Origin of the sequence: Rhizobium sp. SG_E_25_P2, from assembly GCF_029892285.1 — a bacterium.
GTDB lineage: Bacteria > Pseudomonadota > Alphaproteobacteria > Rhizobiales > Rhizobiaceae > Rhizobium_E.
Genome location: NZ_JARXVM010000002.1, coordinates 379,313 through 405,210 on the forward strand (window position 1 = coordinate 379,313; position 25,898 = coordinate 405,210).

The following is a 25,898-nucleotide window of genomic DNA, read 5'->3' on the forward strand; positions in this document are numbered from 1 at the left end:
TTTCAGAAGGACAGGATTTGATGAGCGACTATGTGAAGGGCAAGAAGGCTGTCGTCACGGCGGCGGCGCAGGGCATCGGCCGGGCGACGGCGCTGGCGCTGGCGGCGGCGGGCGCAGAAGTGCTGGCGACAGATATCAACGAGACCGTGCTGAAAGAGCTTGAGGGCACAGCTGGCATCCGCACGCTGAAGCTCAACGTGCTCGATGACGCGGCGGTGAAGGCGGCGATCGCTGAAAACGGCCCGTTCGACATTCTCGTCAACAGCGCCGGCGTCGTGCATGGCGGCTCGATCATGGAGATGAAGGACGAGGATCTCGACTTCGCCATGGATCTCAACGTCAAGTCGATGATCCGCATGATCCGCGCCGTGCTGCCGGCAATGCTGGAAAAGAAGGATGGCGCGATCGTCAATATCGGCTCAGTCGCCTCCTCCATCAAGGGTGTGCCGAACCGCTTCGCCTATGGGGTGACCAAGGCCGCCGTCATCGGCCTCACCAAGGCGGTGGCCGCCGATTATGTGGCGCAGGGCGTGCGCATCAACGCCATCTGCCCCGGCACGGTGGAAAGCCCCTCGCTGCAGGATCGCCTGCGCGCCCAGGGCGATTATGACGCGGCGCGCGCCGCCTTCATCGCCCGCCAGCCGATCGGTCGCATCGGCACGCCGGAGGAAATCGCCGATCTCGCCGTCTATCTCGCCGGCGCCACCTACACGACCGGTCAGGCCTATGCCATTGATGGCGGCTGGACCATCTGACGACAGCAACAAGGGAATATTGACATGAAACTCATGCGCGTTGGCCCGCTCGGCGCCGAAAAGCCCGCGATCCTCGCCGCCGACGGCACGATCCGCGATCTCTCCGCCCATGTGGCCGATATCGCCGGCGCGGCGATCGGTCCCGAAGGCCTGGCCAAGATCGCCGCCATCGACACCGCCAGCCTGCCCGTGGTCGCCGAGGGAACTCGCATCGGCGCCTGCGTCGGCGGCACAGGCAAGTTTATCTGCATCGGGCTCAACTATTCCGACCACGCCGCCGAATCCGGCATGGCGGTGCCGCCCGAACCGGTGATCTTCATGAAGGCCACTTCGGCGATCTGCGGCCCGAATGACGATGTGCTGATCCCGCGCGGCTCGGAAAAGACCGACTGGGAAGTCGAACTCGGCGTGATCATCGGCAAGACGGCGAAATATGTCTCCGAAGACGAGGCGCTGGATTATGTGGCCGGCTACGCCGTCTCTCACGACGTCTCCGAGCGCGCCTTCCAGACCGAGCGCTCGGGGCAGTGGACCAAGGGCAAGTCCTGCGACACATTCGGCCCGACCGGCCCCTATCTCGTCACCAAGGACGAAGTGGCCGATCCGCAGAACCTGAAAATGTGGCTGAAGGTGAACGGCGAGACGATGCAGAACGGCACGTCGGCCACCATGGTCTATGGCGTCGCCCATCTCGTCTCCTATCTCAGCCAGTTCATGAGCCTGCATCCCGGCGACATCATCTCCACCGGCACGCCTCCGGGCGTGGGCCTCGGCATGAAGCCGCAGCGCTTCCTGAAGGATGGCGACGTGGTGGAGCTCGGCATCGAAGGACTGGGAACGCAGAAGCAGACATTCGTGCAGGATAAGTGAGGGGAGTGGGGGGCGCGGCGTGCCGCGCATACCCCCCTTTGCCCTGCAGGGCAGAGGGGGGTAACCCCACCCAAAGACACATCAGACCGAACCAACAGAGGCATCAGTGACCAAGATCATCAGCCTGGAGACGCTCGATCTCCGTTTCCCGACCTCCCAGAGCCTTGACGGTTCGGATGCGATGAATCCGGATCCGGATTATTCGGCCGCCTATGTCATTCTCGGCACGGATGAGAGCGGGCTGGAAGGTCACGGTCTCACCTTCACCATCGGCCGCGGCAATGATATCTGCTGCGCGGCGATCGAGGCCATGCGGCATCTGGTGGTGGGGCTCGATCTCGCCTGGATCAAGGAAAATCCCGGCCGTTTCTGGCGGCATGTCACCAGCGACAGCCAATTGCGCTGGATCGGCCCGGACAAGGGCGCCATCCATCTCGCCACCGGCGCCGTGGTCAACGCCGTCTGGGATCTGCTGGCCAAGCAGGCCGGCAAGCCGGTCTGGCGGCTCGTGGCCGAGATGAGCCCGGAAGAGATCGTCGACATCGTCGATTTCCGCTATATGACCGACGCCATCACCCGCGACGAAGCGCTCGCCATCCTGCGCAAAGCCGAGTCTGGCAAGGCCGAGCGCATCGCGCGGCTCGAAGCCCGTGGCTATCCCTGCTACACGACGTCCGCCGGCTGGCTGGGCTATGACGACGACAAGCTGCGCCGCCTCTGCAAGGAAGCCATCGACGCCGGCTTCAACCATATCAAGATGAAGGTCGGCCGCGATCTCGAAGACGATATCCGCCGCCTGACCATCGCCCGCGAGGTGATCGGCCCCGACCGCTATCTGATGATCGACGCCAACCAGGTGTGGGAAGTCGACCAAGCGATCGACTGGGTGAAGAAGCTGGCCTTCACAAAACCCTTCTTCATCGAAGAGCCGACCAGCCCCGACGATGTGTTCGGCCACAAGAAGATCCGCGAGGCCATCGGCCCGGTGAAGGTGGCGACCGGCGAAATGTGCCAGAACCGCATCATGTTCAAGCAGATGATCGCCAATGGCGCCATCGACATCGTCCAGATCGACGCCTGCCGCATGGGCGGCCTCAACGAAGTGCTCGGCGTGCTGCTGCTGGCCGCCAAATTCGGCCTCCCCGTCTGGCCGCATGCCGGCGGCGTGGGCCTGTGCGAATATGTCCAGCATCTGTCGATGATCGACTATGTCGTCGTGTCAGGCGAAATCGACGGCCGGGTGATCGAATTCGTCGATCATCTGCATGAGCATTTTCTCGAGCCCTGCGTGATCGAGAACGCCGCCTATATGCCGCCCAAGGCTGCGGGGTTTTCGATTGAGATGAAGGCGAAGAGCCGGGAGGAGTATCGGTTTAGGGGGTGATGTTTGGGGGAGGGGGAGCCGGTCGAGGGGCCGGCTCAGGGGTGTCTCGCTTTCGCCCAAACTAGCCATTGTTGAAGTTATCCAGTTGCTGCTTCCAACACCACGTCTAATAGACCCGAAAGCTGACATCCAAACTTTTTAGCGATATAGCCTATCCTAAAATCTATTGTCTGAAGGGCACCTCGGATAGTGTTACATCAACATCGTATCCACGAGCTTTCATGAATGTTTCGACGCTTCTGGCGGTTAGATCTTGGTCTGTGCCTGGTCCAATACGAACTGAAATAATAGGGAAATTTTCCTCACAAGCCCCTATCTCGATATACGGTACGATTTTGTTCTGGAGAACTCTGAATTTCATGTCGCGAGGAGGAATTTTCTTCTGCACGACATATCTCCACTCTCTTTCATCTTTAAAGCCAAGGTGCTTGAACTTGGGGAGCAAGCGGGAGATACGCCCTAAGATATCGGCCTGTTGCTCCTCTTCACTGGAGGGGCCGAGAACTTCTTCCAGTTCAGCAATGTCGCGTAACTCAGCCTCTAAAGCATCGCGTAGCTTTTGTGCGGTCGACACTTTCGCATAGATTACCTGCTGTAGATGGGCCGAATTCTTTTTAAGCCGTTTTGTTAGCGTGGACTGTTCGAATGTGAGAGAAACGCCTTGGACAGCTCCACCGTAGCCGCGCCATTGGCTTAGATTGTCATCATCGCTACAAAAGCAAGCAACATAACTTTGTGCTTGGAGACCGCTTTCAAGCTCCTCAAAAGCACTCTTGATGGCTGGCCCCCAAGCTCGCATAGCCTTTTCTGAGGAAAGTAGTTTAATAGCTTTTTTTGAAGCATTCAGCGCATGCGTTAGTTCCGCTTTATCGTTGAGAAAGGACGCGTTGGACGCCCATAGACTCTTAAGCGTAACGATACCTTCTAAGCCGCTGAGTGTGGTGTAGTGACTGAGTTTCTTAGGCGGGACTTGGGTTTTTAGTGTCGTTTTTTTTGTAGAGGATAATGGGACGATTTTAGCCATTATCAGCTTCTCCGTTTCCAATTCACTGAGATTACAATCACTCAAGAATTTGCTGGACGATAGCTAGTTTTGAGGATTTCTCGATTGTTAATTACTGGGGTCTCACTTCGCGCTTTTGCCTGTACGTGTAAGTGGGCTGGCAACTTATTACCCCATGTCAGACGAATCCAACCTCGTCCTAAAATTTCCGTTTCGGGCCATAAGCGGAATACATTTCCACTTCACACCAAAACATCCCATGTTTCCGAAAGCCTTTAAAGGCCCGGTTGAGGCTGTGCATTCTGCCCCCCCCATTCAAACAACTCATGCCCCCATTCCACCCATGCGATGGATCACACCCCCTTCCTCCCATAGCATCGGCCAACTCCGGCCGCCCGCCATGCCCCTTCTGAACGCCGATCTCCTCCACCCCATCACCCTGCCGGATGGGACCGTCTATCGCGACACCGTGCATCTGAAACAGGCGATCGATCACCCCCGCATCGACGCAGGCGAATACAACTATTTCACCCATTCCGGGCGGGCGGCATGTTCGGGCAGATCGTCCTGCTGCTGGACACTGTTCCGGGCTTCGGATCTATCGATCCGACCTAACGCTTCTAATGATTTGTCAGGGGAGCAGGCGGGGGACTAGTCTTCCGCCCGGTCAGGTGTGGCCGCGCAGGTTTGGAGGACACAGGTGAAAAAAGAGATTTTCGATAGTTATATCAAGCGTTTCAACGAGGAGGATCCGACGGCTTTTGACGACTATCTCGCTTCCGATATGAAGATGTTGAACGGCGCCCTGGAGTTTACCGGCATCGAGGGCATGCGCGATCACTACGAAAATAAGATTTGGCCGTATTTCCGCGAAGAACTCAATGTGCTTCGCTTCGTCAGCGATGAAAAGCATGTGGCGATCCAGATGTGGACGCATTTCACGGCCCGTGTCGCCGGCGAGACGATTTTTGGGCCGGTTGTCGTTGGCGACACGTTCGATTATCGCGGCGTCATCATGTATGATCTCAACGAAGACGGACGCTTCAGCCAGATCATCGTGTCTTACAACAGTTTCGTCAGCACCAAAGTGAGCGGCGAAGTGGTCAATATGGGCATGCCGCACTGATCGCGGACGCGTGATCGCGCCGGGGCAGGCATCCGCCCCGGCCATGAGGGAGAGCGACGTGTAAACGTCGTCCGGATGTGGTCGCCCCAAGGGGTGCGGCGCCAGTTCCTGATCGGGACTGGCCGTGCAGTATTCATGATTGAGCGGGGGGGCAAACCGCAGGCCGCCATGCTCCCAATCCCCAATGGCCGACCCAATCGGCGCTGGAAGCGGATGCCGTCGGGCCGATCCCCCCATTCAAACAATTCATGCCTCCATTCCGCTCACGCGATGGATCACGCTCCCTTCCTCCCATAGCATCGGCCAACTCCATACTCTCCGGACCTCGCCATGCCCCTTCTCGACGCCGATCTCCTCCATCCCATCACCCTGCCGGATGGGGCCGTCTATCGCGACACCGTGCATCTGAAACAGGCGATCGATCATCCGCGCATCGAGGCGGGCGAATACAGCTATTTCACCCATTCGGGCCGCGTGGAGGAGACGGCTGGGATTTTGGCGCCTTATCTCGGGCCGGGCTGCCGGGAAAGACTGGTGATCGGCAAATTCGTGCAGATCGCCCGCGGCAGTTATTTCATCACCAGTTCCGCCAATCACCCAATGAATGGGGTCACCGCCTATCCGTTCCGCATCTTCAAGCCGGAAACCTTTGGCTACAAGGATCTGCCGGTCAGGGACACGGTGGTCGGCCATGACGTCTGGATCGGCCATGAGGCGGCGATCATGCCGGGGGTGCGGATCGGACCGGGCGCCATCATTGCGGCTCGCGCTGTGGTGACGCGGGATGTGCCCGCCTACGCCGTCGTCGGCGGCAATCCGGCCGGGATCATCCGCATGCGCTATCCCGACGATGTGATCGCTGACCTCATCGACCTCGCCTGGTGGGACTGGCCGCTCGACAAGATCGAGGCCAATCTGGCGCATCTCGAAAGCGGGGATATCGAGGCGCTGAAGCGAGCGTGAGGGATCGCCCCTTCAACTGTGTTAAGCCGTGACCTTGCGCGGCCTGCCGCCTTTGCGGCCGTTTTCCTGTGCGGCGGCCGTCTTGGCGGCGGAGCGGGTCTTGCCGCCGGCGGCGCCGAGTTGGGCGGCCATCCAGGTTTTCGATCCGAACAGGCCCTGCAGAAGCGCTGGCACATAGAGATCGGCGTCGAGGCGCGGCCAATGCAGGCCGAGGCCGGAGGGGCTGAGTTCGATCTCGGCGAGATCGTCTGCCGAGGCGTTGCCAAGCCCTTCCGCCAGATGCGGGGGGAAGGCGAGTTCTACGCCGGTGTCGAGCGCGATCACAATGCGGCCAGCGTGCTTGTCATAGCGGGCTGAGACAGCCGCGCCCGTGCGCCTGATCTCGGTCATGCGCGCTTCCGCTTGCTGAATGGTCTCGTCAGAAATCGCCATGAAACACGCTCCATTGTTTGCAAAGATCCGGCAGCATCGTCTTGAGCGCGGTCTCGATGCGGTTCAGATCCCCGGATTTAAAGCCGAAGGTTTCCCGCAGCAGCGGCGGCCCGTCGGGGCATTGCAGAATGAACACCGCTTCGCCGCCCGCGCCCATCACATGGACATGAGCGGGTCGGTGATCATTGGGATAGATAACCACGCGCAATCCATCGAAGCGAAACACGGTCGGCATGAGGCATTGTATCAAAACCCAAGCGGTTTGGAAAGAAATAGTCTAACAGCAAAAAACCGGGGCGTTTCCGCCCCGGTTCCAGAAGTCATGGCTTATGGCCGATTACTGCTGCCAGCTCTTCACCAGTTCGTCATAGTTGATGGTGAGGGGCTTTTCCTTCTCGTTTTCGATCTGCAGCTGCGGGGCGACGTTGCCCTTGGCCACGGCGTCGGCGTTCCAGTAGGCCAGATCATGCTCGTCGGCGAGCTTCGGGCCGATGTCGCCCTGGACGCCAGCGCGTTCCAGACGGCTCAGCACCTTTTCCTGCTCGGCGCAGAGCGAGTCCATGGCTTCCTGGGCGGTCTTGGCGCCCGAAGAGGCGTCGCCGATCGCCTGCCACCAGAGCTGGGCCAGCTTCGGATAGTCCGGAACGTTGGTGCCGGTCGGCGACCACTGCACGCGGGCCGGCGAGCGATAGAACTCGATCAGGCCGCCGAGCTTCGGCGCGCGGTCCGTGAAGCTCTTGTGCTGGATGGTCGATTCGCGGATCAGCGTCAGGCCGACATGGCTCTTCTTGACGTCCACGGTCTTGGAGGTGACGAACTGCGCATAGAGCCAGGCGGCCTTGGCGCGATCGTCAGGCGTGGACTTCAAAAGCGTCCAGGAACCCACGTCCTGATAGCCAAGCTTCATGCCGTCCTTCCAGTAGACGCCATGCGGCGAAGGAGCAAAGCGCCACTTCGGCGAGCCGTCTTCGTTGACCACCGGCAGGCCGTCCTTGACCATGTCGGCGGTGAAGGCGGTGTACATGAACATCTGCTGGGCGATTTCGCCCTGGGCCGGCACCGGGCCGGATTCCGAGAAGGTCATGCCCTGAGCGGCAGCCGGCGCATAGGCCTTCATCCAGTCGATATATTTCTGGATGGCGTAGACCGAGGCCGGGCCGTTGGTGTCGCCGCCGCGGGCGACGCAGGAGCCGACCGGCTGGGACTTTTCGTTGACCTTGATGCCCCATTCGTCGACCGGCAGACCGTTCGGCAGGCCCTTGTCGCCATTGCCGGCCATCGACAGCCAGGCGTCGGTGAAGCGCCAGCCGAGCGACGGGTCCTTCTTGCCGTAGTCCATGTGGCCATAGACTTTCTTGCCGTCGATTTCGCGACCGGTGAAGAATTCGGCGATGTCTTCATAGGCAGACCAGTTGACCGGCACGCCGAGGTCATAGCCATACTTGGCCTTGAAATCGGCCTTGTTCTTCTCGTCGTTGAACCAGTCGTAGCGGAACCAGTAGAGGTTGGCGAACTGCTGGTCGGGCAGCTGGTAGAGATCGCCGTCCGGCGCGGTGGTGAATTTCAGACCGATGAAATCGTTGAGGTCGAGACCGGGATTGGTCACGTCCTTGCCTTCATTCGCCATCCACTGGGTCAGCGAGCGGGCCTGCTTGTAGCGCCAATGGGTGCCAATCAGGTCGGAGTCGTTGACATAGGCGTCATAGACGTTTTCGCCCGACTGCATCTGCGTCTGCAGCTTTTCGACGACGTCGCCTTCGCCGATCAGGTCATGGGTGATCTTGATGCCGGTGATGGCGGTAAAGGCCGGAGCCAGCACCTTGGATTCATATTCATGCGTGGTGATGGTTTCAGAGACGACCTTGATGTCCATGCCGGCAAACGGCTTGGCGGCGTCGATGAACCACTGCATTTCCTTTTCCTGGTCCGCGCGGGACAGGGTCGACATATCGCCGACTTCCTTGTCCAGGAATTGCTTGGCGTCGTCCATGCCGGCAAAGGCCGTGCCGGCGAAAGCGAGCAGAATTGCCGCCGTCGATGTCATTAGATGCTTTCGCATAAGATCCTCCCATAGGTTTTGCGATTGCGTGTGAAGCGTGCCGGCTCCCCCGGCGCGCCCATTCCTCCGTGGCTCACGCCAGCTTGAACACGCCGAGCGCGTAGACAAGCGACAGAGCCAGAGCCCACCACAGATTGGCGCCGATCAGGCCCAACCATGCGAGATGAATAAATGCCGAGCCGAGCAGCGAGATGAACAGCCTGTCCCCCCGCGTCGTCTCGAAGCGCAGAATGCCGATACGAGGGTTTCCACCCGGCGAGGCGCTTTCCCACACCGCCATCAGCGCCAGAAGAAAGGCGATGGTCATGAAGAACAGCGCGCCGGGGAATGACCAGGCCATCCAGCCGCCCGGTATCAGCGGCGCGTACCAATCCACAGCGCCGTCCTTGACCGGCAGGCGCGAGGCGAGAAGGCCCACAGCGCCGGCATAGACGAGAACCACGATGGCGAGCGCAAACGGCCAGCGACGAGTAGCGTTCATCAGACCCTCCCCAGGGCAAAGCCCTTGGCGATGTAATTGCGGACGAAATAGATCACCAGCGCGCCGGGGATCAGGGTCAGCACGCCAGCTGCGGCCAGCACCCCCCAGTCCATGCCGGACGCCGAGACGGTGCGCGTCATGGTCGCGGCGATCGGCTTGGCGTCGGTGGTGGTCAGCGTGCGGGCGAGCAGCAGTTCGACCCAGGAGAACATGAAGCAGAAGAAGGCGGCGACCCCGATGCCCGAAGCGATCAGCGGCGTGAAGATCTTCACGAAGAAACGCGGGAAGGAATAGCCGTCGATATAGGCGGTTTCATCGATCTCCTTCGGCACGCCCGACATGAACCCTTCCAGGATCCACACGGCCAGCGGCACGTTGAACAGGCAGTGGGCGAGCGCGACCGCGATATGCGTGTCGATCAGGCCGAATGCCGAATAGAGCTGGAAGAAGGGCAAAGCGAACACCGCCGGCGGCGCCATGCGATTGGTCAGCAGCCAGAAGAACAGATGCTTGTCGCCGAGGAACCGGTAGCGCGAGAAGGCGTAGGCGGCCGGCAGCGCCACAGACACCGAGATGACCGTGTTAAGCGCCACATAGATGATCGAGTTGATATAGCCCGAATACCAGGCCGGATCGGTGAAGATCACCGTGTAATTCCGAAGCGTCGGATCGGCCGGCCAGAGCGAGAAGGCGCCGGTGATTTCGGCGTTTGTCTTGAAGCTCATATTCACGAGCCAGTAGATCGGCGCGAGAAGGAACAGGATATAGAGCGTCGAAACGATGAAGGCGCCGTAGCGAGGGGACTTGGTCATGGTCTCAGCCTTTCTGGTCGCTCGAGGTCATCACGGTGTAGAAGATCCATGACAACAACAGGATGATCAGGAAGTAGATGATGGAGAGCGCGGCGGCCGGGCCGAGGTCGAACTGGCCGACCGCCATCTTGACGAGATCGATCGACAGGAAGGTGGTCGAATTGCCGGGGCCGCCGCCGGTGACGACGAAGGGCTCCGTATAGATCATGAAACTGTCCATGAAGCGCAAGAGCACGGCAATCAGCAGCACCCGCTTCATCTTCGGCAGTTCGATATAGCGGAACACGGACCAGCGCGAGGCGCCGTCAATCCTGGCAGCCTGATAATAGGCTTCCGGGATCGAGACGAGGCCGGCATAGCAGAGCAGCACGACGAGGCTCGTCCAGTGCCAGACATCCATCACCACCAGCGTCATCCAGGCGTCGATGGGGTCGCGGACGTAATTATAATCCACGCCGATGGCTAAGAGCGAGTAACCGAGCAGACCGATGTCGACGCGGCCGAAGATCTGCCAGATCGTGCCGACCACGTTCCACGGAATGAGAAGCGGCAGCGCCATCAGCACCAGGCAAACCGGCACGCCCAGGCCCTTTTTCGGCATGTTGAGCGCAATGAAGATGCCGAGCGGCACTTCGATCGCCAGGATGATGAAGGAAAACAGCAGGTTGCGCTGCAGCGAAGACCAGAAGCGTTCCGACGACAGTGTGTCGGAAAACCACTCGGCGCCCGCCCAGAAGAATTCATTGTTGCCGAATGTGTCCTGCACCGAATAGTTCACCACTGTCATCAGCGGCACCACGGCGGAGAAGGCGACCAGCACCAGCACCGGCAGGACCATGAACCAGGCCTTGTTGTTCCAGGTCTTGTTCATCTCAGGCCTCCGTCTTCACGCGCCAGGAATCGGCGTAGAGGTTGATGGCGTCCGGGTCGAAAGTGACGCGGGGATCGGCAGGGATCTCGTCGTCCTCTTCGAGAACGGCGGTCAGGCTCTGGCCGGCAAATTGTGTCCGGATCACCTTGTGGCGGCCGATATCTTCGACCTTGGTGATGGTCACAGGCATGCCCTCGCGGCCGAGGCGAACGAATTCCGGACGGATGCCGAGTTCGATCTTGGCGGCGTTCGCAACCGAAGGCGCCGAGGTCAAGCTGATCGCATGGTCGCCGACGCGCACGGAGGCGCCGTCCAGCGTCGCCGGCAACACATTCATGCCGGGCGAGCCGATGAAATAGCCGACGAAGGTGTGGCTTGGCTTTTCGAACAGTTCCGCCGGCGTGCCGATCTGCACGATCTGGCCGTCATACATGACGACGACCTTGTCGGCGAAGGTCAGCGCTTCGGTCTGGTCATGCGTCACATAGACCATGGTGTAGCCGAACTGGCGGTGCAGCAGCTTCAGCTGCGACCGCAGCTGCCATTTCATATGCGGATCGATGACCGTCAGCGGCTCGTCGAACAGGATGGCGCTGACATCGGCGCGGACGAGGCCGCGGCCGAGCGACACTTTCTGCTTGAGATCGGCTGTCAGCCCCTCGGCCTTGCGGCGCGCCATCCCTTCGAGGTCGATGACTTTCAGGATTTCCTGAACTTTGGCGGTGACCTGCGCTTCGGGAATGCCGCGATTGCGCAAGGGGAAAGCGAGATTGTCGAACACGGTCATCGTGTCATAGACGACCGGGAACTGGAACACCTGGGCGATGTTGCGCTCTTCCGTGCGCAGCCGCGTCACGTCGCGGTCGCCGAGCAGCAGCCGGCCATGCGAAGGCGTGAGCAGGCCAGAGATGATGTTGAGCAGCGTGGTCTTGCCGCAGCCGGACGGGCCGAGCAGCGCATAGGCGCCGCCGTCGTCAAAAATATGATCCACTTCCTTCAACGCGTAATCCGACGGCTTGTCGGGATTGGCGGTGTAGGCGTGGCGAATGTGATCGAGCGTGATGCGCGCCATGGTCTTCTCCTCAGGCCGCGAGCGCAGCGTTGCGCCCGTCCTGGCGGAAGGCGAGCAGGTGGCGCGTGTCCAGATAGACCATCAGATCGGTGCCGGGGGCGATGTCATGCACGCCCTTGGTCAGCATGACCCAGGTCTCCGCTCCATGGTCGAGATGCACATAACTTTCCGATCCGGTGATTTCGGTCACCGCCACGCGCGCGGGCAGCGCGGCCGTCTCGATGCTGACAGGCTTGGGCGACAGATGATGCGGCCTGAAGCCGATGGTGAGCGGACCATCCGGCACATGCGACATGTCGCGGGGCGTGGAGATCTCGGCGCCGCCTTCCAGCGCCAGCACGTCGCCGCGCTTGACAGCCGTGATCATGTTGAGCGGCGGATCGGAGAAGGTCTGCGCCGTGAGCAGATCCGTGGGACGCCGGAACACCTCGACCGTCGGGCCATATTGGGTGACGCGGCCTTCATGCAGCGTCGCCGTCGCGCCTCCGAGCAGCAGGGCTTCGGTCGGCTCAGTGGTGGCGTAAACGAAGATCGCGCCGGTCTCGGCGAAAATGCGCGGCAGTTCGGCGCGCAGTTCCTCGCGCAATTTGTAATCGAGATTGGCGAGCGGCTCGTCGAGCAGCACAAGGCCGGCATTCTTGACGATGGCGCGGGCAAGCGCAGTGCGCTGCTGCTGGCCGCCGGACAGTTCGAGCGGCAGGCGCTTGAGATAGGGGGTGAGGCGAAGAAGTTCGGCCGCCTTCATCACCTGGCGTTCGATCTCGGCGCGATCAGCGCCCTTCACCCGCAGCGGCGAGGCGATGTTCTCATAGACCGTCATCGCGGGGTAGTTGATGAATTGCTGGTAGACCATCGCGACATTGCGCGCCTGCACGGCAACGCCCGTCACATCCTTGTCGTCGAAAACGATCGAGCCCTTGGTCGGCCGGTCGAGACCCGCCATCAGCCGCATCAGCGTCGTCTTGCCCGACAGTGTCGGGCCCAGCAGCACGTTGAGCGAGCCTTTTTCGAGCCGTATGGACACATCGGTGATGTGCCGCTCGGCGCCGACGTGTTTGCACACGCCCTTCAATTCCAGCATTGTTCCTCCTCCCCAGTCGGAATGCAGCCATAATCGGCCCTTCGGGCCTATGTCGTCATTCCTACTGTGCGGCGTTGCGGATGCTACGCCGGTCTTGCATATAGGCCTCAAGCGCTTTCACGCTGTCGGCGTCGAGTTTCAAGCCAAGCTTGGTGCGCCGCCAAAGAACGTCTTCGGCGTCCACGGCCCATTCCTGGTCTATGAGATAGTTGACTTCTGCTTCGGTGAGGTCGCCGCCGAAGATACGGCCCAGTTCGGCCATGCTATGGGCGTTTTTCGTCACGACAAAAGCCTTGGTGCCGTAAAGACGCACGAGACGTTCGGCGAGAGCGCCCGGCAGCCAGGGCTTGTCCGTCCGCAGCCGCGACACCAGTCCGCCAAAGCCGTTGCGGTCGAAATCTCCGCCCGGCAGCGTCGCGCCTTCGGTCCAGGGTTTGCCCTTGGCGCCGAGCACCGCCTCGATCTTTTCGAGCATGGATTCGGCGAGCTTGCGATAGGTGGTGATCTTGCCGCCGAAGACGTTGAGCATCTGCGGCTCGCCATCTGCACCGACCGCCTTCAACACGTAATCGCGGGTGGCTTCCTGCGCCTTGGAGGCGCCGTCGTCATAGAGCGGGCGCACGCCGGAATAGGACCAGACCATATCGGCGCGGGTCACAGGCTCCTTGAAATATTCGGACGCGCCGGCGCAGAGATAGTCGATCTCGTCATCGGTGATCTTCACATCGGCCGGATCGCCCTTGTAGTCGCGGTCCGTCGTGCCGATCAGGGTGAAATCCTGCTCATAGGGAATGGCGAAGAAAATGCGGCCGTCATTGTTCTGGAAGAAATAGGCGCGCGGATCGGCGAACTTCTTCTTCACCACGATATGGCTGCCCTGAACCAGGCGCACATTATGCGTGTTGGAGCCGGCGGCGTTCTGCAGAAGCTTGTCGACCCAGGGGCCGGCGGCGTTGACGAACAGCTTGGCCTTGACGGTGTCGCGCGCGCCAGTCAGCACGTCTTCGACCACGATGGCCCAGAGGCCCCCTTCACGACGGGCAGAGACCACCTTGGCGCGAGTGCGGATCGTCGCGCCGCGATCGGCGGCATCGCGGGCGTTGAGCGCCACCAGACGGGCGTCATTCACCCAGCAATCCGAATATTCGAAGGCCTTGCGGAACCGGTCCTTCAAAGGCTTGCCGGCAGGGTCGCGGGTGAGATCCAGCACCTTGGTGGCCGGCAGCGCCTTGCGGCCGCCGATATGGTCATAAAGAAACAGCCCGATGCGGATGAGCCAGCCGGGACGCATGTCCTTGTGCAGCGGCAGAACGAAACGCAGCGGCCAGATGATATGCGGCGCCATGCCCCAGAGCACTTCGCGCTCCATCAGCGCTTCGCGCACAAGGCGGAATTCATAATGTTCGAGATAACGCAGTCCGCCATGGATCAACTTGGTCGACCAGGACGATGTTCCGGACGCCAGATCCTTCATTTCCGCGAGATAAACGGAGTAACCGCGACCCACCGCGTCGCGGGCGATGCCACATCCATTGATGCCGCCGCCTGCAATGAAAACATCATGGATCACGTCTACCGTCACGATTCTCTCCCTTTTCGCATTGCAGCAATTATCGCAATTGCGAAACTAAAATCATTCAAAGCGAAAACAAAACGAATGTCAATCGAAAACAAACGAGGTAAAATTTTACCGAGCATTACTAGAAAGTTTACTGGCCAGTTGCGCTGCGCAGTTCGGAATGCGGGGCTGTTTCGATGAGGTTTACCCCGTTTTCACGACAGATTTTCTGCACGCTCGGCGGATAACAGCGGTCGGTCACGAAAGTGTGCACCTGCGAAATATGCGCGATTCTGACCGGCGCGGTGCGTTCGAATTTCGTCGAATCCGCCACGAGGATAACGTGGCGTGCATTGGCGATGATCGCCTGAGCTACCTTCACTTCGCGAAAATCATAGTCGAGCAGCGCGCCATCGTCATCGATCGCAGACGCGCCGATGACGGCGTAATCGACCTTGAACTGGCGAATGAAATCGACGGCGGCTTCGCCGACCACGCCGCCGTCGGCTGCGCGCACCACGCCGCCGGCAATGACCACCTCGAATTGCGGGTAAACGCGCAACCTGTTGGCGACATTGATATTATTGGTGATGATCATCAACCGTCCGTGATCGAGCAGCGCCTGACCCACAGCCTCTGTCGTCGTGCCGATATTGACGAACAGTGAGGCGTTGTCGGGGATCAGGCCGGCTGCGGCGCGGCCGATCGCTTCCTTTTCTCCCGCTGCGATCTGGCGGCGTTGTTCATATTGCATGTTCTCCGTGCCAGACGGAAACACCGCCCCGCCATGGATGCGGTTGAGCAGCTTCTTTTCACAGAGATCGTTGAGATCCTTGCGGATCGTCTGCGGCGTCATGTCGAAGCGCGACGCGAGGTCTTCCACGAAAACCTTGCCATGGGTCTTGGCGATGTCGAGGATCTGTTGATGTCGGGGCGACAGAAACATGCGCGCGGGTCCGTTGTTTCGTTTTCGCTCCGAAGATAGAACGAAAAAAACGAAAGTAAAGCCTGACGAACATTTCCGCGCGCCCCGCGCGCCGCGCAAGGTCCGGGAAACGGTGAGCGTGTAGCTGGTCTTCAAACGGAGTTGGGAAGGCAGGCGCGATGAAAAGAATATTGGTCACCGGCGGGGCTGGGTTTCTGGGTTCGCATCTTTGCGAGCGGCTGCTGGCGCGGGGCAATTTCGTCACTTGCCTGGACAACTATTTCACCGGCGCCGTCGACAATATCGCCCATCTGCGCGGGCACAACAATTTCGCGACCATCGAGCAGTCGGTCATCGATCCGGTCGATGTCCGTTTCGAAGAGATCTTCAATCTGGCCTGCCCGGCGTCACCCGTGCATTATCAGTCCGATCCGATCTACACCTTCAAGACCAGCATCATCGGCACGATGAACCTGCTGGAGCTGGCCTCAAAGACCGGCGCCAAGGTGCTGCAGGCCTCCACGTCCGAAATTTACGGCGATCCGCTCATCCATCCGCAGACGGAAGCCTATTGGGGCAATGTCAACACGATGGGTATCCGCTCCTGCTACGACGAGGGCAAACGCGGCGCCGAGACTTTGATGCATGATTATCACCGCACCCGCGGCGTCAAAATCCGCGTCATGCGCATCTTCAACACCTATGGGCCGGGCATGAACAAGGCCGATGGCCGCGTCGTGTCGAACTTCATCGTGCAGGCGCTCAGGGGCGACGACATCACCATGTTCGGCGATGGCCTGCAAACGCGCTCCTTCTGCTATCGCGACGATCTGGTCGAGGGCATGTTGCGGCTGATGGATGCGCCGGACGAGGTGTCCTACCCAGTTAATATCGGCAATCCCGGCGAATTCACCATGCGCGAACTCGCCGAGCTTGTGCTGGAACTCACCGGCTCCAAGTCGAAGATCGTCTATCTGCCGTTGCCGCAGGATGACCCGATGCAGCGTTGCCCGGATATTTCCCGCGCCAAGGACGTGCTTGGCTGGGAGCCGACCGTGCCCTTGCGCGAAGGCTTGAAGCGCACGATCGACTATTTCAAGACCGTTATCTGATCAGGAACAGGACCTGATCAGGACTTGTCGATCGGCTTTGAGCGGATGCGCATGACGGTTTCCCGTTCCGCCCGCTTGCAGGCCACCGGCGGCAGGCCGCGCGCGATCTGCCCCAGATCTTCCAGCACATAATTGCCGATGTTTTCGAGCGCCGAGGTCAACGCGCCGGCGCGGTGGGCCGAGAACAATATGTTCGGAACCTTGCGGATCGGATCATCCTTCGCGACCGGTTCTTCCGGAAACACATCCGTCGCCACCAGAATGCGGCCGGATGCGGCTGCTTCGGAAAGGGCTTTGAAATCGGCCACCGCCGCGCGGCTGAGCAGCAGGAGTTTTGCGCCCTGTTGCATCAGGCCGAGTTTTTCGGCGTTGAGCAGATGGGCGTTTTCGGTGGTGATGGTCGCGACCACGAAAACAAAGCGGCTCTTCGACAGCACCTCATCCAGTGACGCCGGGATCACGCCGAGGCGTGACAGCACGCCCTCGGGCAGCCAGGGATCGAAGGCGCGAACGGTGGGGTTGAAGCCTGCCAAAAGCTTGTGCGTGGCGCGGCCGAGATCGCCGAAACCGACAAAGCCGACATCCGAGCCTGCCAGCAATTCAGCCGTCTGGTTGCCGTCCAGCCCGTAAAGCTCCTCACCCTTGAGGAAATCGCCATGCGACGCGTGAATGCCGCGCGCAAGCGACAGCGCCATTCCCACAGCCATTTCCGCCACCGGCGCGGCGAAAACCGAGCTCGGCGCGATCACATGCACGCCGCGCTGGAAGCAGGCTTCATAATCGACATTGGGCAGAAAATTGGTTTCGACATTGACGATGGCGCGCAGCTTGGGCGCAAGATCCAGCCGGTCGCGCTCCATGGGTTGCTGGCTGATCAGCACCTCCGTCGCCGGCAGATGCTCCCGGTAGAACGCGTCGCGATCTTCGCCATTCCAGCTGATCACGTCATACGTCGAAAAGAACTTTTCCTTTGCCGACGCGCTGAACATATCCTCGGTGGCGCGGGGGGAGGGGTCGTAGAGTATGCGCATGTCTGATCTCCTCTTTGCGCCTTTCCTAGCCGTGGCCGGGTGGTTTGGAAAGCCGTCAAGATTTGCGAAACGGCCTCTGTTGCGCTAATCGGAACGGGACAAGGGAGGATGCCATGCGACTGTCCATCACATTCGAAACGCTCGTGGAAACGGTCGAGGCGCGCGGCGCTGAGGCGAGATCGGTGACAGCAATCGCCGGCCCGCCTGGCGCCGGCAAATCGACGCTCGCGGAGCAATTGGTCGAGGCGTTGAACGCGCGGGAGCCGGGCTCGGCTGCCGTCTTTCCAATGGATGGCTACCACTATGACGATCTCGTGCTGGTTCCGCGCGGTCTCAGGCCACGCAAGGGCGCGCCCGAAACCTTCGATGTCGCTGGCTTTTCCCATATGCTGGGTCGTCTCCGCGCCAATCTCGATGAAGAGATAGCCGTGCCGGTTTTCGACCGCGCAATCGAGATCGCCCGCGCCGGCGGCCGGATGATCCCGCAAAGCGTGCGGCATTTGATCGTTGAGGGAAATTACATCCTGTTGCGCGATGGCGCCTGGGCGGATCTCCACCGGCATTACGACACGACCGTTCTGATCGAGGTTCCCGAACAGGAACTGCGCCGGCGGCTGACCGAGCGGTGGAAGGATTTGACTGGCGACGATCTTACTTTCAAGCTCGACGGCAACGATCTGCCGAACGGGCGACTGGTCATGACGCAAAGCGTCGAGCCGGAATTCGTCTATCTGCAGGGCTGATCAGTTCGGTCGCATGCCGAGCCTGCTCAGCACACTCGTCTCGACCATCTGCACGGCCTGGTGAAACAGGGCCGAGACCAGCGTTGATGTCACCGCCACCGCCCAGATCATGCCGTAATCCATATAGCCTCGCGACTGGTTGATGAGATTGCCGAGCCCGGTGCCGGTCGCCAGCCATTCGGCGATCATCACGCCCAGAAGCGCGCGCGGCGCGGTCAGTCGCGCGGCCGCGAACAGATAGGGCAGCGAGGCGGGAATCGAGATCAGCCGCAATTCGCGCAAGGGCCCCGCGCCATAGGCTGCCGCCAGATCGCGCGCCGGGCGTGGCACCATCAGAAGGCCCTGCGCGAGCGTCACAAAGGCCGGAAAGAAGGTCACTGAAATGGTGATCCACAGGATCACCGCCTCGCCGCGTCCCAGCATCAGCACCAGAAGCGGCGTGAGCGCCACAAGCGGCATGGTCTGCGTCACCAGCGCCACCGGCATGAACGTGCGCGCAAGCTCGGGCGCCAGCCGGGTCAACAGCGCGAGCAGAAAGGCGAAGGCAAGGCCTGCGGCCATGCCGATCATGGTCATGGGCAGCGTCTGGGCGAGCGCTGCGCCGAGCTTCAGCAAAGCCTGGCCGCTCATGGGGCTTAAAAACAGATAGTGGATCAGATCCGGCGGCGTCTTGGCGATCATCGAGGGGACTTGCAGGGCGATCAGCGCCAGCCACCAGATGGCTATAGGCATCAGGAAGGAGGCGATCGCCAGCGCGATCCGCACACTCCGGCGTTCGCCGCCATCGGCGGAAAAACGCGGCGGGCTTGAGGGCATGGTGACGGCGCGGCTTGCGCCGGTGACCCGCCCGGCGATGAGGCTGAAGACGCCATAAGCTGCGCCGGCCATCAGCGTGGCGGCAAGGCCGATGCCCCAGAGCCGTTCCGGATCGGCTCGGCCCAGCGACCCCAGCAGATAAACGCCAAGGCCGAAGCGCCCGCCGCCGCCGAATTCGGCGAGGATGGAGCCGAGCACGGCATTGGGAGCCGCGATCTTCAGGCCGGCGAGAATGAAGGGCAGGCCGCTTCTAGCCTGCACATAGCGGAACAGGGCGAAGCGCGATCCGCCATAGGCGCGCACAAGATCGGCGGCGCGCGCATCCGCCTCGCTCATGCCGGTGACGGCCGCCGTCATGGTGACGAAATAGCAGCCGATGGCCGCGAGTACGATGCGCGGCGCCATGCCTGACAGCGTCAGCACCAGCACGGGCGAAATGGCGATGGCCGGCAAAGCGAAGATCGCGACATTGAAACCGCGAAACAGCCGCGCGGTGATCGGCATGGTCACGAACAGCATGGCTGCAACAAGCGCGATCAGATTGCCGATGACGAAGCCTGTCGCCGCGCCCTCGAATGTCGCCAGCGCATGCGGGCCGTAATCGGCTTTGTCGGCCCAGAAGCGCGCGAGAATGCCGCTTGGCGCCGGAAGCGCGCCCTGAGCCACCCATTGATATCGTCCTGCGACTTCCCAAAGTGCGAGCAGCAACAGCGCGCGGGTTGCGCGGTGGCGGAGAAGCCGGGACCAGAGCGCATCATCCGCCATGCAGGGCCTCGGCGACCTCGTCGCAGAGCAGATGAAATTCGGGAGACGAGAACAGACTGACCGGCCTTGGGCGCTCAAACGGCACGGCAATGGTCTTGACGATACGGCCGGGGCGAGCATGCATGACGACAACGGTGTCGGCCAGGAACACGGCTTCATCGATGCCGTGGGTGACGAGCAGTGCTGTGGTGCGGTTCCTCAGCCAGATATTCTGCAATTCGATATTCATCTGTCGGCGGAGAATCTGATCGAGCGCGCCGAAGGGTTCGTCGAGAAACAGCACTTGCGGATCGGTGACCAGCGCGCGCGCAATGGCGACGCGCTGGCGCATGCCGCCGGAGAGTTCGCCGGGCAGGCTGTGGGCGAAATTCGAGAGGCCCACCAGGCGGATCAGGTCCTCGATCTTGCCGGCGTGCTCCGCCTTGCTGCGTCCCAACAGATCGAGCGGCAGAGCGATATTGTCGGTGACGCTGCGCCAGGGTAGCAAAGCGGGGTCCTGAAAGGCGATGCCGGTGACGCCCTTGCGGGCGGCGATGACAGGCTTTTCGCCGCCGATCATCGCTTCGCCCGCATCTGCCGTCTCGAGCCCCAGCGCCAGCCGCAGCAGTGTGGACTTGCCGCAGCCGGAAGGTCCGATCAGGGCGGTAAACGACCCCGGAGGACAGAACAGTGACACGGCGTCGAGCGCCGTGGTCTTGGCCGTGCGGGTGGCGAATGTCTTCGTCACGCCGCGCAACTCTATGCCTGCCCCCGGAACCACGTCCGGCGCCGCCCCTGTCCTGCTCATAGTTCCTCGAGAATGCTCGTGTCGAAATGCTCGCGCTTGGCGGTGATGCCGACGGCGGCGAGCGCTGTGATATTGGCGGCGATCGCCTCTTCCGTCATCGCGAAAATGCCGTGGGGTGATTCAATCAGCGGCTTCTGGGCGGTGTTGAAATAGACTTCGTTTTCGATGGTGCGGCCCGTGCCCTTGAACCATGTGTCCTTGAACTGGAGCGGCGAGGCGGCGGGATCCTTGAGCGCCTCGTCCCAGCCCTTGCGGCTTGCCTTCATGAAAGCCTTGATGTCCTTGCGCTTGGTTTTCAGCGCCTCTTCGGTCACGACAAGCGTGTCGTTGAAGATGGTGAAGCCGAAATCATAGAGCAGGAAGGAGGTGGCGTCGACGCCGGCCTGCTTGATGGTGAAGGGCACATTGGTGGTGAAATCGAGCGACGCATCGATCTCTCCCTTGATCAGCGGCGTCGGATCATAGGCATAGGGAACAATATTGACCTTGGAGCGATCGACGCCCGAGATCTTCAGCATGGCCTCGACCGAGATGACATTGACCGGCGGCACGGCGAGCGTCTTGCCGATCAGGTCCTGCGGCGTCTTGATCGGTTTGGAGGCCAGCGAGACAATGCCGAGCGGGTTCTTCTGGTATTGCGCGCCGATGATCTTGAAGGGCGCGCCCTGTTCGACGATCGCCTTGATCGTGGTGTCGGGCGTGGTCAGCGTCAGATCCGCCTTGCCGGCGATCAGGGTCGATTCCGGGATGACGTCGGGGCCGCCGGGGATATAGGTGAGGTCGAGGCCCTCATCCTTGTAATAGCCCTTGTCCAAGGCGGTGAAATAGCCGGTGAATTCGGCGTCGTTGACCCAGGAGGCCTGGAAGGTGAAGGGCGTGGCGGCGCTGGCCATGCGCGCGGTCAGCGGCAGGGCGGCGCCGGCGGCCATCAGGCTCAGGAAATTGCGGCGATCAATGGTGAAGGTCATGGCGTCCGTTCCTCTGGTTGGTTTGTTTTTTATTGTTTTGGTCTTTCAGGCTTCAGTCTCTCTCGCCTGAGGTCAGGCGACGCCCATCATCCGGGCAAGTTCGCGCAGCGGAGGGGTGACGGCGAGTTGCTCCGCCTCGACGAGATTCCATTTGATGCCGCGCGGGCGGCGTCCACGCCGCTCCACCTCGATCATGCGGCTGGGCGTGGCGATCATGTCGACGAGAATGTCGGTCTCGCTGGGATGCAGCTTGTCCTCGACCACCTGCACATCGTGAACAGTGGCGACGACAGGCGTTGCGTCATCGGCCAGGCCGAGATCGGTGAACATGCCCCATTCCATGTCGAAGAAGCCATGACCCTTGCCGAAGCGGACGCCATCCATGGAGACGGCGGAAGCGCCGGTGGCCATGAAATCGAAGCGACCGAGTTTGGTGATCTCTTCGAGCGTGATGGGCTTGGCGAAATGCTCCATGCCATCGAGCCAGGCGGCGTAAAGTTCAGCGCCCTTGGGAACCATGCCCGGCGCCATGTAGAGAAAGCCGCGATAGATGCCATAGGTGGACATCACGAAGGGCTTGCCCTCCTCGATCATCCGACGGCGAAGATCAACCAGGCAATTGTCCGGCGTGATGAAGGCGAACTGGCTCTGCTTGTAGGCGGCGAGCGCGGTGATGCGATCGGTCGCTATTTCAGAGCCCTCATAGTCCGGGATCACTTCCGCGAAATTCAGGTGAAAGCGGGTGTCTGGCCTGGCCACATCTTTCAGCCGGTCCCAGATGCGTTGGCGAATGATGCGGGAGTGTGACATGCGGGCCTCGTTTGTTTCACTGTTTCATCATCATGAAACAACAGTTTCATTGTTGCAAGATGGGTGCTAATCTTTTTTTATGCGGCAAAATCGATTGGGGGGATGATGGCGTCACGACTGGTGTTGCGGATACAGGAGCGGTTCGACCGGCTGACGGCGGGCGAGAAGAAGCTTGCCCAGCTGATCATGGATCGGGAGGACGATATCCTCACCCATTCCGCGACCGAGATCGCCGAGATGGCGGGCGTCTCCAAAGCCACGGCGGCGCGCTTTTTTCAGCATCTCGGCTATAGCGATTTCAACGAGGTGAAGCTGCAGGCGCGCGAGGAGCGCAATCGCACCGAACCCTATGGCTATTCGGTGACGGAATCCGAACAGGTGGCGCTGGGCCGCACCATCGGCGCGCATCTGGAGCTGGAGCTCAAGAACCTCACCAAGACATTTGAGGAAATGCGCTCCGACAAGGTGCGCGAGGCGGCCGACCTGATCGAGAAGGCGCCGCGTCTCTGGGTGCTGGGCCTGGGCGCGGAAGAGGGCTATGCCCGCTATGCGCGGCTGCTGTTTTCAAGACTGCGCCACAGCGTGATGATCCTCGGCATCAATCAGGGCTCCTGGGCGGAGGATCTGGCGATGACCGGGCCCAAGGATGTGCTGCTGCTGTTAGCCTTGCCGCCGCATCCGCAGATCCTCAAGCCGATCGTCGCCTATGCCGAGACCACCCGTATGACGGTGATCACGATCACCGACCGGACATTTGCGCTGGAAGCGCAGCGATTTTCAAAAGTGGTTCTGCCATGCCATGTGTCGAGCTTCGGGCTGGGGCCGTCGCATACCGCGATGGGCAGCGTTATCCGACTGCTGGCGGTCACCTATACGGCGCATGCGGGCAAATCGGCCTTGCAGCGGCATGAAATCATTGCCGGCATCCAGGAAGAACTTGGGGGCGCGGAATGAACCGCGCCCCCGAAAATGTTACGGATCTATCGACAGATCAAGCGGCACGCAGATTGCCGGCGGCGGACTTGCCGGTGCGGCGGTCAGCGAGCACTTCGTAGGAGATTTTCTGGCCTTCGTTGAGCGTGGTCATGCCGGCGCGTTCAACGGCGCTGATATGAACGAAAACATCCGCTCCGCCGTTGTCCGGCTGGATGAATCCGTAACCCTTCTGGGAGTTGAACCACTTTACGGTACCAGTGTTCATAACAGTTCCTTTCGAGAACCTTCGTAGAATAGTGTGCTCTCTGCCGAGAGCCGGTGGTGGTATCGATAGATCGTTCGGGGATAAGTCGTGGGCCACGCCCGTGCGATGACGGGGGAGCCAAGCCAATCGGCCTCAAGAAAATCGATGGCGGCATTGGTGACAGAAAAAAATCGTCCGCACAAGACTCTCGCGCAATGCTTTTTTCACCAATTATCGCGAATAGGTTGCGCTAACGCTACTCTGCGCCCCAGGACGCGCGGGGGCGCAGAATTCTAGCGCGCAACCGGAAACGTCACACCGGCGCGTCGCCTCGAAGCAAGCCTTCCGACTTCAATTCTTCCCAAAGGCCCGACGGAATGTCCTTGCCGAGAATGTCGCGATTGGAGCGGACTTCCGCAACGCTCTGGCCGCCTGGAATCACGGAAACCACCTGCGGATGCCTGAGCGGAAAGTTCAGCGCCGCCTCGATCAGCCTGACGCCATGCGCCTGGCAAACGGCGTCGATCTTGCGGACACGCTCGATCACCTCTGTCGGCGCGTCGGAGTAATTATATTGCGCCGCTTCCGACGGGCCGCGGGCGAGGATGCCGGAATTATAAGGGCCGCCGAGCACGATGCCGATATTGCGCTGTTCGCACAGCGGCAGGAAGCTCTTGAGCGCTTCCTGTTCCAGCAGCGTATAGCGGCCGGCCAGCAGGAAGAGATCGAAATCGCCGCGCTCGGCCAGCGTCTGACACACCTGCCATTCATTGACGCCGCCGCCAAAGGCGCCGATGACGCCCTGATCCCGGAGCGATAGAAGCGCATAATAGCCGCCGCGCATGAATTCCTCGATGCGGGCGTCCGACGCCTCTTTGGAGCCATGGGTGAAGATGTCGACGTCGTGGACGAAGATGATGTCGAAGCGATCAAGCCCGGTGCGCTCGAAGGACGCTTCGAAAGAGCGCATGACGCAGTCATAGGAATAGTCATAGACCTCGCGGCGATTGGGCGTGTCGAAGAATTTGCCGATGCCGGTGCGTTGATCGGGCGGGCAGACAGACAGGAGCCTGCCGACCTTGGTCGAGATCAGATAGTCGTCGCGCGTCTTGGTCTTGAGAAAATCGCCGACGCGGCGCTCGGACAGGCCGAGGCCGTAAAGCGGCGCGGTGTCGAAGTAGCGGCAGCCTGTCTCCCAGGCGGCGTCGAGAACCGCATGCGCCTCTTCGTCCGAAACAGCCTTGTAGAGATTGCCGAGCGGGGCCGTGCCGAAGCCGAGTTCGGTGAAATCGAAGCCGCCATTGCCGCGACGGTCCCAGTGCCGGATTTTCATCGCTATCCTCCTGAATAAAGTCTCCTCAATGGGGAGTGTATCGATCCGCCTCATCTGAAAGCAATTGTTTTTATTGATTTTCAAAGGTGCGCCCGTGACAAGTCGCAGCTGAAATGGCAAGTTCCCGGCACGGTTTGGAGGAGATCGTATCGTGAGTGAAAAACTGAAACGCCTGTTTGGCGAGGTCAAGCCTGTCATCGCCATGGTTCATTTCGGCGCGCTGCCCGGCTCGCCGCTCTATGATCGCGAGGGAGGCCTGGACGCGCTGCTGGACGGCGTGCGCAAGGATCTGGCCGCGCTGCAGGACGCCGGCTTCGACGCCGTGATGTTCGGCAACGAAAATGACCGGCCCTATGAATTCAAGGTGGATACGGCGTCGATCGCGACCATGGCCTATGTGATCGGCCAGGTGCGCCAGGAGATCCGCATTCCTTTCGGCGTCAATGTGCTCTGGGATCCCGAAGCCTCGATCGCGCTGGCTGCGGCGACGGGCGCTGGCTTCGTGCGCGAAATCTTCACCGGAACCTACGCCTCCGACATGGGGCCGTGGACCCCTGACGCGGGCAAGGCCATGCGTTATCGCGACCGGCTGCATCGGCAGGATCTGGCGCTGCTTTACAATATCTCGGCGGAATTCGCCTATTCGCTGGACCGCCGCAGCGTCGCCGATCGCGCCCGCAGCGCCGTGTTCTCGTCCATTCCCGATGCGGTGCTGGTGTCCGGCAACATCACAGGCGAAGCGGCCGAGATGACCGATCTCGAAGCGGTCAAGCGCGTTCTGCCTGACACTTATGTCTTCGCCAATACCGGCGTCAAACACACAACCGTGCGCGACACGCTGAAGGTGGCCGACGGCGTGATCGTCGGCTCGTCGCTCAAATATGACGGCCATACCTGGAACGCCGTCGATCCTGAGCGGGCGGCCGAATTCATGCGTCTGGTCCGCCTGGATCGCTGAGGA

At 60.9% G+C, this 25,898-nt stretch carries 28 protein-coding genes; 10 read left to right on the top strand and 18 right to left on the bottom strand.

Annotation, left to right across the window (positions count from 1 at the left end; all coding sequences use genetic code 11):
- Positions 1-20 precede the first annotated feature (20 nt).
- From M2360_RS05740 to M2360_RS05750, 3 genes are all read left to right on the top strand, one after another.
- Positions 21-755, top strand: a complete 735-nt coding sequence (locus M2360_RS05740; protein ID WP_280773474.1) for an SDR family oxidoreductase — start codon at positions 21-23, stop codon at positions 753-755.
- Positions 756-779: 24 nt separating this feature from the next.
- Positions 780-1,625 (top strand): fumarylacetoacetate hydrolase family protein, encoded by an 846-nt coding sequence (locus tag M2360_RS05745; protein ID WP_280773476.1) that lies wholly within the window; start codon positions 780-782, stop codon positions 1,623-1,625.
- Positions 1,626-1,731: 106 nt separating this feature from the next.
- On the top strand, positions 1,732-3,009 hold the full coding sequence (locus tag M2360_RS05750; protein WP_280773478.1) for an L-fuconate dehydratase: 1,278 nt from the start codon (positions 1,732-1,734) through the stop codon (positions 3,007-3,009).
- Between the two features lie 163 nt (positions 3,010-3,172).
- Here the strand turns inward: M2360_RS05750 and M2360_RS05755 are convergent, their stop codons facing one another.
- Entirely contained in the window at positions 3,173-4,033 is an 861-nt protein-coding gene (locus M2360_RS05755; RefSeq protein WP_280773479.1) for a DUF2971 domain-containing protein, read from the bottom strand.
- A gap of 379 nt (positions 4,034-4,412) precedes the next feature.
- Between M2360_RS05755 and M2360_RS05760 the strand changes: the two genes are divergently transcribed.
- The 3 genes from M2360_RS05760 to M2360_RS05770 all read left to right on the top strand — a co-directional run bounded on the left by M2360_RS05760 (position 4,413) and on the right by M2360_RS05770 (position 6,101).
- The gene (locus tag M2360_RS05760) at positions 4,413-4,667 is read left to right on the top strand and encodes a hypothetical protein (protein WP_280773481.1); all 255 of its coding nucleotides are present in this window, start codon (positions 4,413-4,415) and stop codon (positions 4,665-4,667) included.
- A 45-nt stretch (positions 4,668-4,712) separates the two neighbouring features.
- The gene (locus M2360_RS05765; protein ID WP_280773482.1) at positions 4,713-5,138 is read left to right on the top strand and encodes a nuclear transport factor 2 family protein; all 426 of its coding nucleotides are present in this window, start codon (positions 4,713-4,715) and stop codon (positions 5,136-5,138) included.
- Positions 5,139-5,468: 330 nt separating this feature from the next.
- On the top strand, positions 5,469-6,101 hold the full coding sequence (locus tag M2360_RS05770; protein ID WP_280773483.1) for a CatB-related O-acetyltransferase: 633 nt from the start codon (positions 5,469-5,471) through the stop codon (positions 6,099-6,101).
- 21 nt (positions 6,102-6,122) lie between these two features.
- On the opposite strand, the gene M2360_RS05775 is transcribed toward M2360_RS05770, so the two are convergent.
- The 10 genes from M2360_RS05775 to M2360_RS05820 all read right to left on the bottom strand — a co-directional run bounded on the left by M2360_RS05775 (position 6,123) and on the right by M2360_RS05820 (position 15,413).
- Complete coding sequence (locus M2360_RS05775) at positions 6,123-6,533, bottom strand: DUF2442 domain-containing protein (protein ID WP_280773485.1); 411 nt, start codon at positions 6,531-6,533, stop codon at positions 6,123-6,125.
- A complete protein-coding gene (locus M2360_RS05780; protein WP_280773487.1) occupies positions 6,520-6,768 on the bottom strand; it encodes a DUF4160 domain-containing protein in 249 nt (82 codons plus the stop codon). The genes M2360_RS05775 and M2360_RS05780 overlap by 14 nt, the downstream gene beginning before the upstream one ends.
- A 102-nt stretch (positions 6,769-6,870) precedes the next feature.
- Positions 6,871-8,592, bottom strand: a complete 1,722-nt coding sequence (locus M2360_RS05785) for an ABC transporter substrate-binding protein (protein ID WP_280773489.1) — start codon at positions 8,590-8,592, stop codon at positions 6,871-6,873.
- A gap of 73 nt (positions 8,593-8,665) precedes the next feature.
- Positions 8,666-9,073, bottom strand: a complete 408-nt coding sequence (locus M2360_RS05790; RefSeq protein ID WP_280773491.1) for a DUF2160 domain-containing protein — start codon at positions 9,071-9,073, stop codon at positions 8,666-8,668.
- Positions 9,073-9,885, bottom strand: coding sequence for a carbohydrate ABC transporter permease (locus M2360_RS05795; protein ID WP_280773493.1), 813 nt, complete (start codon positions 9,883-9,885; stop codon positions 9,073-9,075). Before M2360_RS05795 ends, M2360_RS05790 begins: the two co-directional genes overlap by 1 nt.
- 4 nt (positions 9,886-9,889) lie before the next feature.
- Positions 9,890-10,756, bottom strand: a complete 867-nt coding sequence (locus tag M2360_RS05800) for a sugar ABC transporter permease (RefSeq protein WP_280773494.1) — start codon at positions 10,754-10,756, stop codon at positions 9,890-9,892.
- 1 nt (position 10,757) lies between these two features.
- Positions 10,758-11,828, bottom strand: a complete 1,071-nt coding sequence (locus M2360_RS05805) for an ABC transporter ATP-binding protein (RefSeq protein WP_280773496.1) — start codon at positions 11,826-11,828, stop codon at positions 10,758-10,760.
- Positions 11,829-11,838: 10 nt separating this feature from the next.
- Positions 11,839-12,909, bottom strand: coding sequence for an ABC transporter ATP-binding protein (locus tag M2360_RS05810; RefSeq protein WP_280773498.1), 1,071 nt, complete (start codon positions 12,907-12,909; stop codon positions 11,839-11,841).
- A gap of 61 nt (positions 12,910-12,970) precedes the next feature.
- Entirely contained in the window at positions 12,971-14,491 is a 1,521-nt protein-coding gene (glpD, locus tag M2360_RS05815; RefSeq protein ID WP_280773500.1) for a glycerol-3-phosphate dehydrogenase, read from the bottom strand.
- 127 nt (positions 14,492-14,618) lie between these two features.
- Positions 14,619-15,413: a DeoR/GlpR family DNA-binding transcription regulator gene (locus M2360_RS05820; RefSeq protein ID WP_280773502.1), complete on the bottom strand. Its 795-nt coding sequence runs from the start codon at positions 15,411-15,413 to the stop codon at positions 14,619-14,621.
- Positions 15,414-15,571: 158 nt separating this feature from the next.
- On the opposite strand from M2360_RS05820, the gene M2360_RS05825 reads away from it, so the two are divergent.
- Positions 15,572-16,504 carry an SDR family oxidoreductase gene (locus M2360_RS05825; RefSeq protein ID WP_280773504.1) on the top strand — a complete coding sequence of 311 codons (933 nt, stop codon included), beginning with the start codon at positions 15,572-15,574 and terminating at the stop codon, positions 16,502-16,504.
- Positions 16,505-16,521: 17 nt separating this feature from the next.
- Here M2360_RS05825 and M2360_RS05830 read toward each other — a convergent pair whose 3' ends face one another.
- On the bottom strand, positions 16,522-17,535 hold the full coding sequence (locus tag M2360_RS05830; protein WP_280773506.1) for a hydroxyacid dehydrogenase: 1,014 nt from the start codon (positions 17,533-17,535) through the stop codon (positions 16,522-16,524).
- A 113-nt stretch (positions 17,536-17,648) separates the two neighbouring features.
- On the opposite strand from M2360_RS05830, the gene M2360_RS05835 reads away from it, so the two are divergent.
- Complete coding sequence (locus M2360_RS05835) at positions 17,649-18,278, top strand: AAA family ATPase (RefSeq protein WP_280773508.1); 630 nt, start codon at positions 17,649-17,651, stop codon at positions 18,276-18,278.
- Here M2360_RS05835 and M2360_RS05840 read toward each other — a convergent pair whose 3' ends face one another.
- From M2360_RS05840 to M2360_RS05855, 4 genes are all read right to left on the bottom strand, one after another.
- Positions 18,279-19,859 carry an ABC transporter permease subunit gene (locus tag M2360_RS05840; protein ID WP_280773510.1) on the bottom strand — a complete coding sequence of 527 codons (1,581 nt, stop codon included), beginning with the start codon at positions 19,857-19,859 and terminating at the stop codon, positions 18,279-18,281.
- Positions 19,849-20,646 (bottom strand): ABC transporter ATP-binding protein, encoded by a 798-nt coding sequence (locus M2360_RS05845; RefSeq protein ID WP_280773512.1) that lies wholly within the window; start codon positions 20,644-20,646, stop codon positions 19,849-19,851. Before M2360_RS05845 ends, M2360_RS05840 begins: the two co-directional genes overlap by 11 nt.
- Positions 20,643-21,614, bottom strand: a complete 972-nt coding sequence (locus M2360_RS05850; protein WP_280773514.1) for an ABC transporter substrate-binding protein — start codon at positions 21,612-21,614, stop codon at positions 20,643-20,645. Before M2360_RS05850 ends, M2360_RS05845 begins: the two co-directional genes overlap by 4 nt.
- A 72-nt stretch (positions 21,615-21,686) precedes the next feature.
- Positions 21,687-22,424 carry a 5-formyltetrahydrofolate cyclo-ligase gene (locus tag M2360_RS05855; RefSeq protein WP_280773516.1) on the bottom strand — a complete coding sequence of 246 codons (738 nt, stop codon included), beginning with the start codon at positions 22,422-22,424 and terminating at the stop codon, positions 21,687-21,689.
- A gap of 105 nt (positions 22,425-22,529) precedes the next feature.
- On the opposite strand from M2360_RS05855, the gene M2360_RS05860 reads away from it, so the two are divergent.
- A complete protein-coding gene (locus tag M2360_RS05860) occupies positions 22,530-23,378 on the top strand; it encodes a MurR/RpiR family transcriptional regulator (protein WP_280773517.1) in 849 nt (282 codons plus the stop codon).
- Between the two features lie 37 nt (positions 23,379-23,415).
- On the opposite strand, the gene M2360_RS05865 is transcribed toward M2360_RS05860, so the two are convergent.
- A complete protein-coding gene (locus tag M2360_RS05865; protein ID WP_182828450.1) occupies positions 23,416-23,625 on the bottom strand; it encodes a cold-shock protein in 210 nt (69 codons plus the stop codon).
- Between the two features lie 292 nt (positions 23,626-23,917).
- Positions 23,918-24,937 carry an aldo/keto reductase gene (locus M2360_RS05870; protein WP_280773520.1) on the bottom strand — a complete coding sequence of 340 codons (1,020 nt, stop codon included), beginning with the start codon at positions 24,935-24,937 and terminating at the stop codon, positions 23,918-23,920.
- Positions 24,938-25,088: 151 nt separating this feature from the next.
- Here M2360_RS05870 and M2360_RS05875 point away from each other — a divergent pair, with 151 nt between their 5' ends.
- Positions 25,089-25,895 carry a BtpA/SgcQ family protein gene (locus tag M2360_RS05875; protein ID WP_280773522.1) on the top strand — a complete coding sequence of 269 codons (807 nt, stop codon included), beginning with the start codon at positions 25,089-25,091 and terminating at the stop codon, positions 25,893-25,895.
- Positions 25,896-25,898 lie beyond the last annotated feature (3 nt).

Coding starts and splice junctions, on each gene's coding strand:
- M2360_RS05800 (WP_280773494.1), bottom strand. CDS start 10,756: ATGAACAAGACCTGGAACAACAAGGCCTGGTTCATGGTCCTGCCGGTG.
- M2360_RS05740 (WP_280773474.1), top strand. CDS start 21: ATGAGCGACTATGTGAAGGGCAAGAAGGCTGTCGTCACGGCGGCGGCG.
- M2360_RS05835 (WP_280773508.1), top strand. CDS start 17,649: ATGCGACTGTCCATCACATTCGAAACGCTCGTGGAAACGGTCGAGGCG.
- M2360_RS05845 (WP_280773512.1), bottom strand. CDS start 20,646: ATGAGCAGGACAGGGGCGGCGCCGGACGTGGTTCCGGGGGCAGGCATA.
- M2360_RS05865 (WP_182828450.1), bottom strand. CDS start 23,625: ATGAACACTGGTACCGTAAAGTGGTTCAACTCCCAGAAGGGTTACGGA.
- M2360_RS05755 (WP_280773479.1), bottom strand. CDS start 4,033: ATGGCTAAAATCGTCCCATTATCCTCTACAAAAAAAACGACACTAAAA.
- M2360_RS05805 (WP_280773496.1), bottom strand. CDS start 11,828: ATGGCGCGCATCACGCTCGATCACATTCGCCACGCCTACACCGCCAAT.
- M2360_RS05850 (WP_280773514.1), bottom strand. CDS start 21,614: ATGACCTTCACCATTGATCGCCGCAATTTCCTGAGCCTGATGGCCGCC.
- M2360_RS05810 (WP_280773498.1), bottom strand. CDS start 12,909: ATGCTGGAATTGAAGGGCGTGTGCAAACACGTCGGCGCCGAGCGGCAC.
- M2360_RS05795 (WP_280773493.1), bottom strand. CDS start 9,885: ATGACCAAGTCCCCTCGCTACGGCGCCTTCATCGTTTCGACGCTCTAT.
- M2360_RS05745 (WP_280773476.1), top strand. CDS start 780: ATGAAACTCATGCGCGTTGGCCCGCTCGGCGCCGAAAAGCCCGCGATC.
- M2360_RS05870 (WP_280773520.1), bottom strand. CDS start 24,937: ATGAAAATCCGGCACTGGGACCGTCGCGGCAATGGCGGCTTCGATTTC.
- M2360_RS05785 (WP_280773489.1), bottom strand. CDS start 8,592: ATGCGAAAGCATCTAATGACATCGACGGCGGCAATTCTGCTCGCTTTC.
- M2360_RS05780 (WP_280773487.1), bottom strand. CDS start 6,768: ATGCCGACCGTGTTTCGCTTCGATGGATTGCGCGTGGTTATCTATCCC.
- M2360_RS05840 (WP_280773510.1), bottom strand. CDS start 19,859: ATGGCGGATGATGCGCTCTGGTCCCGGCTTCTCCGCCACCGCGCAACC.
- M2360_RS05855 (WP_280773516.1), bottom strand. CDS start 22,424: ATGTCACACTCCCGCATCATTCGCCAACGCATCTGGGACCGGCTGAAA.
- M2360_RS05775 (WP_280773485.1), bottom strand. CDS start 6,533: ATGGCGATTTCTGACGAGACCATTCAGCAAGCGGAAGCGCGCATGACC.
- M2360_RS05820 (WP_280773502.1), bottom strand. CDS start 15,413: ATGTTTCTGTCGCCCCGACATCAACAGATCCTCGACATCGCCAAGACC.
- M2360_RS05860 (WP_280773517.1), top strand. CDS start 22,530: ATGGCGTCACGACTGGTGTTGCGGATACAGGAGCGGTTCGACCGGCTG.
- M2360_RS05830 (WP_280773506.1), bottom strand. CDS start 17,535: ATGCGCATACTCTACGACCCCTCCCCCCGCGCCACCGAGGATATGTTC.
- M2360_RS05770 (WP_280773483.1), top strand. CDS start 5,469: ATGCCCCTTCTCGACGCCGATCTCCTCCATCCCATCACCCTGCCGGAT.
- M2360_RS05825 (WP_280773504.1), top strand. CDS start 15,572: ATGAAAAGAATATTGGTCACCGGCGGGGCTGGGTTTCTGGGTTCGCAT.
- M2360_RS05760 (WP_280773481.1), top strand. CDS start 4,413: ATGCCCCTTCTGAACGCCGATCTCCTCCACCCCATCACCCTGCCGGAT.
- M2360_RS05790 (WP_280773491.1), bottom strand. CDS start 9,073: ATGAACGCTACTCGTCGCTGGCCGTTTGCGCTCGCCATCGTGGTTCTC.